Annotated in this window: 5 protein-coding genes; 3 read left to right on the top strand and 2 right to left on the bottom strand. The window is 65.3% G+C overall.

The window, feature by feature from the left end:
- Positions 1-197 precede the first annotated feature (197 nt).
- On the bottom strand, positions 198-1,238 hold the full coding sequence (locus VDP82_RS13260; protein WP_323015322.1) for a DUF3298 domain-containing protein: 1,041 nt from the start codon (positions 1,236-1,238) through the stop codon (positions 198-200).
- Positions 1,239-1,303: 65 nt separating this feature from the next.
- Entirely contained in the window at positions 1,304-1,912 is a 609-nt protein-coding gene (locus VDP82_RS13255) for an alpha/beta hydrolase (protein ID WP_323015321.1), read from the bottom strand.
- A gap of 165 nt (positions 1,913-2,077) precedes the next feature.
- On the opposite strand from VDP82_RS13255, the gene VDP82_RS13250 reads away from it, so the two are divergent.
- The 3 genes from VDP82_RS13250 (at position 2,078) to pseB (ending at position 5,274) form a co-directional block, all read left to right on the top strand.
- Entirely contained in the window at positions 2,078-3,259 is a 1,182-nt protein-coding gene (locus VDP82_RS13250; RefSeq protein ID WP_323015320.1) for an O-antigen ligase family protein, read from the top strand.
- A 44-nt stretch (positions 3,260-3,303) separates the two neighbouring features.
- Positions 3,304-4,176: a hypothetical protein gene (locus VDP82_RS13245; RefSeq protein ID WP_323015319.1), complete on the top strand. Its 873-nt coding sequence runs from the start codon at positions 3,304-3,306 to the stop codon at positions 4,174-4,176.
- Between the two features lie 87 nt (positions 4,177-4,263).
- Positions 4,264-5,274 (top strand): UDP-N-acetylglucosamine 4,6-dehydratase (inverting), encoded by a 1,011-nt coding sequence (pseB, locus tag VDP82_RS13240; protein WP_323015318.1) that lies wholly within the window; start codon positions 4,264-4,266, stop codon positions 5,272-5,274.
- Positions 5,275-5,439: the final 165 nt, after the last annotated feature.

The raw sequence follows: 5,439 nt of genomic DNA, 5'->3' as shown, positions 1-5,439 counted from the left end.
CTATCCCGGGATGGTGCCCGCTCAAATCTTTCAGGATGGATCCCGGGTCGAGCCCAGGATGACTTAGATCATTTCACCTTTTGGTAGAAACGCTGAAACGATCTAAGCCTTTGTTTTATCGCGTTTCTGAACCGCAAAACCGTTTCCACTTTTGCTGGAAACGCTCTAGTGGAAGGGCGAGACTGGTGGAGTTCGCCCTACCAGCCGTAATGCACCGCGTCCTGGGTGTCGGCCTTGATGTCCTCCAGCACCTCCCAGGGCACGGTGATGGTGGGCGCGCCATAGGCATAGGCCGAAACCTCATAGGGCTGGAACTGGATGACCAGTCCGTAATCACTGGCAAAGCTCCAGCGGGTGGGATCGACCACGATCTCGGCGATATCCTCGGGGTTTTCGACCTGCAACGAGGCGCCGTGCTCGGCCTGCAACTGCGCCCAGGCGGCGGCGAGCAGCGTCTTTTCCCAATCCTTGCCGGCAAAGACGTCCCCGGCCACCACTTCGCGGTCCTCGGGCACGTAATAATGCAGATAGGTCCTGGACCAGTTGCCATGGGCGGCGCCATGGCCGAACCAGTAGTTCCAATAGGCCAGCGTGACGCGGTTCTGCCCCGCGATCTCGGCCACGGTGAGGCTGGCATCGGTATCGGCCATGGCCTGATAGGTGCCGGTGTCGGGATCGATCATCGCCTGGGACAGGCCATCGGCGCGGGCATAGACGTAATCGTTGAACTTTTCCGCCCAGGGATCGTCACCGTCGAGCAGCGGGAACATCATCTGGTGGCTGGCCACCTTCCAGTAGGAATCGGGATCGTCCACTTCGTCGGGATCGGGAACGGCTCCGTAAATGCCCTTGACCAGGAAGCGGTGGCCGTCGCGCATGCGGCTTTCCTCCAGCGCCTTGCTGCGCGATTGCAGCTTTTCGGCGAGGCAGGCCACACCCATCTCGTCATAGGGGCGTTTGCCCGGCGGCTGGGCATCCGGCGTGCAGGCATTCCGGGCGAAATCGAGCCACATGCGCTGGTCGGCGCGCAGCAGTTCGACCGATTCCGCCGTCAGCCCGCCCAAAGCGGTGGCAAAACTCTTGGCCAGCACCTCGTCGGCCCGCGACAATTCGGGATTGTCGCAGATGGCGTGCTCGAAAGGCGTCGACGCCTTGGCGCAGGAAAAGCTGGCCGCCAGGGCGGGCGCCCCGAACAGCGGCAACAGGGCGGCAAGGACAAGGGGAAGCAGGCGGCGCATGATCGGGTCTCCACAACGGATGGCGGCAGGCTCACACGCCCCTCGTCCGCCGTCAATCGGCCCGATCAGCCCGCAACCGATGCCAGGAAATCCCGCGCCGCCAGCAATTCCTCCTGGCGCAATTCATGCCCCCCCTCATGCCAGGCCAGTTCGGTCCGCGCGCCATGGGCGGCGAAATAGTCATGCAGGCCCTGGCTGGCCGCCTGCGGCGCCATGGGATCGCGCCGCCCGGCGGTGATGAGCACCGACTTGCCGGCAAAATCGGCCTCGGGCGGGGCGAAGGGAATGAGCGGATGCATCAGCACGCTGGCGTCGAACAGATCGGGGACGGCGAACTGCACCGAAGCCAGGATGTTGGCGCCATTGGAATAGCCCAGCCCCACCAGCTTGCGCGGCCGGCCCTCGCCCTTGCGCTCGGCGATGAAATCGGCCATCCGCCCGGTGCGCAGAGCCAGATCGTCCATGTCATAGACCCCTTCGCCGGTGCGGCGGAAATAGCGCAGCGCGCCATGCTCGCTGACATCGCCGCGCGGCGCCACGATCCGCGCGCCGGCCAGCAATTGTCCGGCCAGCCCGAAGAACTGGTTCTCGTCGCCCCCGGTGCCGTGAAAGACCAGAAACAGCGGCGCTTCCGGCCCCGACCCCGCCGCTTCGGCAAAATGATAGGCGCTCATGGCTCGTCTCCTGTGCTTGCCCCGCTCATATCGCCCTTCGCTCCCGCCGGCACAACCGGCCGCAACCACCACGCAGCGTTGCCGATTGTGGAACAATGGGGGGTTCCGGGGGCTGGCCCGCTGGGGTAAAGAGCGGCGCTCCTATTCCGTTCCGGCAAGGCCCTGATGCAGTCTCTTCCCCGATATCTTGCCATTCTGCTGCTGGTCTGCGGTCTTATCCTGCCGCCGGTAGTCGCCTATATCGCGGTCTATGCGACCATGGCGCTGATGCTGATCGGCATGGTCCTGCCCAATGGAGCAGCGGCTTTCCGCGCGCTGCGCTGGCCCTATGCGGCGGTGGGAGGGGCCTATCTGCTGGTGCTGGCCAGCCTGCCCTTCGTCTATCGCGGCCCGCCCGACCTGATGGCGCCGCTGGCGCTGCTGCCGGTGCTGTTCATGCCCGGCGTGCCGGGCCTGCTGCGCCGGCTCGAACCCGGATTTTCCATAACCAGCCTGGCCAGTGTCTGCCTGGCCGGGGCGGCACTCGGCGTCGGAGCCGGCCTTGTGGAAATGCTGGTCATGCAATCCCTCCGCATCGGGGTGTGGAACAATCCCATCCATTTCGCCAGCATCACCATGCTGCTCGGCTTCACCGCGCTGATCGGGGTGCCGGGCAATGCCTCGCCCTGGCGGCTGGTCTTCCTGTGCGGCCCGCTGCTGGGGCTGGCTGCGGCCATCCTGTCGGGCTCGCGCGGCCCCATGTTCGCCGCCGGGTTGATGGGGGCGGTCAGCCTGCCGCTGCTCTTCATCTGGTCCCCCCAGGACCGCAGGCGGCTGGCCCTGCTGGCGGCGCTGGCCATTGGCGGCATCGCCGCGCTGTCGCTTTTCGGTCTCTCCCGCTCGGCCTCGGTCATCGAAGCGATCGGCAGCATCCTCGAAAACGGCCTCGCCGGCGCCGGGGACGTCATCCGCTCGGCCATGTACGAAACCGCCATCAAGGCCTTCGGCCAGTCCCCGCTCTTTGGCCATGGCCTGGGCCAGATGATGCAGGCGGCCATGGCCGTGGCGACGCCCGAACAGCAGGACCTGATGGCCGGTTATGAGAATTTGCACTCCGACATCGCCAATTTCGCCGTTTTCGCCGGTACGCTGGGGCTTCTGGCCTATGGCCTGCTGATCGCCGCGCCGCTGACGCTGCTGAGGCGTTCGAGCCGCGCCATCCGGCTGGGCGCGATCATCCTCTCGAGCGGCTTCTTTGCCCTGGGATTGACAAATGCCATGTTCGGCGTACTGCCCCAGACAGTGCTTTATGCCGTGATCTTCGGCTCGTTGTGCATGCTGGCATGGTCCGGGCGCAATACGGTATGATGGCATCGGCGCAGCCCGACCCGACGAGCAAGGAGAGCCTGTACATGACCGATACCGGCACCGCCCGCCCCCCTTTCGGCTTTCTCGACCTGATGGTGCTGATCGCCGAATCCTGGATCGCCCTCATCCTCATCCCGCTCTGCTTCGCCGCCGCCGCCTTCTTCCTGGTCGGCAAGGCCCCTGCGGTGCAGGAAAGCTATGCCGATGTCGCCGCGCCACCGGCAGCGATGGCCATGGTGGCAACGGCCCCTTTCCTTGAAAAGGTGTTTGCGGACGATCGCGTCGTTGCGGCCCTCGGCCCGGAACTGGACGAGATCAAGGCCGCCGGTGCCGCCAATTTCCGCCTGGAGACGCTCGGCACCGGCAATGCCACCCGCGTCGCCACCTCCAGCCGCGACGGCGCCGCGGCCCGGGCCCTGGTCGAAGCCGTGATCGCCAATCTTCCGGCCGATATCATCCCGCCGAGCCCCGGCGACGAGCGGCTGCGCAAGCAGATCGAAATCGTCAACCATTCGACCGAGCGGCTGGAGCAGACCCTCGCCGTGCTCAACGAGTCGGCGCGAGGCGCATTGCCCACGCCGACCGGCACCGCCGCCGCCCCCGACTATCCGCAGGCCTATGCCGACGCCGCCATCCGCCTGATCGACAATCTCGCCGAGGCGGAAGCCAACCGCCAGGCACTGGAAGCGGAGCTGGCCGACAATGCCGCCCCCCAGCCCCTGGTGCTGGACCGGAGCCTGAATACGCCGGTGCGCAATGCCGTGATCTTCGCCGCCTTTGTCGGGATAATCCTGGTGCTGGCCGTGCAGTTCTCGCGCGAAAGCCTGCGGAACATGCGCGCCGATCCGGCGACTCAGGCCAAGCTGGAGCGCATCCGGCGGGCCTTCCGGCCCCTGCGCCGCGGGCAGGGCGCCTGAGCCGGCCAAAAAAACCATTGCATCCCGACGGAACGCTGGCTAGCCAGCACAGGGACGCATCCTGACGTCGAATTCAGAAAGGCCATCATGCTGAACAACAAGTCCATCCTGATTACCGGGGGCACCGGCTCTTTCGGCAAGGCTTTCGTCAAGACGGTGCTGGAACGCTTCCCCCAGGTCAGGCGGCTGGTGATCTTTTCGCGCGACGAGCTCAAGCAGTTCGAAATGGCGCAGGTCTTCCCCGAGAAGGACTATCCGGCGATCCGCTATTTCATCGGCGACGTGCGGGACGAGCAGCGGCTGCGCCGCGCGCTTGAAGGCATCGACATCGTGGTGCATGCCGCCGCGCTCAAGCAGGTGCCGGCGGCCGAATACAATCCCTTCGAATGCATCAAGACCAATATTCTGGGCGCCCAGAACCTGATCGAGGCCTGCCTGGATTCGAAGGTGACGCGGGTGGTGGCTCTGTCCACCGACAAGGCCGCGGCGCCGATCAACCTTTATGGCGCCACCAAGCTGGCCTCCGACAAGCTGTTCGTGGCCGCCAACAATGTGCGCGGCAATCGCGACCTGCGCTTCAGCGTCGTGCGCTATGGCAATGTCATGGGCAGTCGCGGCTCGGTCATCCCCTTCTTCATCGGCCGCCGCTCCAGCGGCGCCCTGCCCATCACCGACCCCAACATGACCCGGTTCAACATCTCGCTCCAGGAAGGAGTGGACATGGTGCTCTGGTCCATCGAGAACGCCTGGGGCGGCGAGGTGCTGGTGCCCAAGATCCCCTCCTACCGCATCACCGACGTGGCCACGGCGGTGGCGCCCGAATGCCGCCAGGAAATCATCGGCATTCGCCCCGGCGAGAAGGTGCATGAGGAGATGATTACCGCCAGCGACAGCTTCAACACCGTCGACATGGGCAGATATTTCGCCATCCTGCCGGTGGGCGGCCAATATTCGACCGAGGATTACTGCCGCCAGACCGGCGCCACCCCCGTCGAGCCAGGCTTTGCCTATGACAGCGGCAGCAATCCCGATTTTCTCAGCGTCGAGCAATTGCGCGCGCTTATCGACACCCATGTGGTGGGGCAGGCAATCGATTGAGCGGAGCGGCCATGGATTTCATTCCCTATAGCTGCCAGACCATCGAGGACGAGGATCTGGCCGCCGTCGCCGCCCAGCTGCGCTCCGAATATCTGACGCAGGGGCCGGTGGGCCAGCAATTCGAGGCCGAATTCGCCCGCAGGCACGAGGTGGCGCACGCCGTCT

Origin of the sequence: Devosia sp. (assembly GCF_034675085.1) — a bacterium.
GTDB lineage: Bacteria > Pseudomonadota > Alphaproteobacteria > Rhizobiales > Devosiaceae > Devosia.
Note: the sequence above shows the minus strand (reverse complement) of the source record. Positions and strands in the feature narration are given on the sequence as shown.

Bases quoted from the DNA above. Each gene is read 5' to 3' on its own strand.
- VDP82_RS13245 (WP_323015319.1), top strand. From the start codon at position 3,304: ATGACCGATACCGGCACCGCCCGCCCCCCTTTCGGCTTTCTCGACCTG.
- pseB (WP_323015318.1), top strand. From the start codon at position 4,264: ATGCTGAACAACAAGTCCATCCTGATTACCGGGGGCACCGGCTCTTTC.
- VDP82_RS13250 (WP_323015320.1), top strand. From the start codon at position 2,078: ATGCAGTCTCTTCCCCGATATCTTGCCATTCTGCTGCTGGTCTGCGGT.
- VDP82_RS13260 (WP_323015322.1), bottom strand. From the start codon at position 1,238: ATGCGCCGCCTGCTTCCCCTTGTCCTTGCCGCCCTGTTGCCGCTGTTC.
- VDP82_RS13255 (WP_323015321.1), bottom strand. From the start codon at position 1,912: ATGAGCGCCTATCATTTTGCCGAAGCGGCGGGGTCGGGGCCGGAAGCG.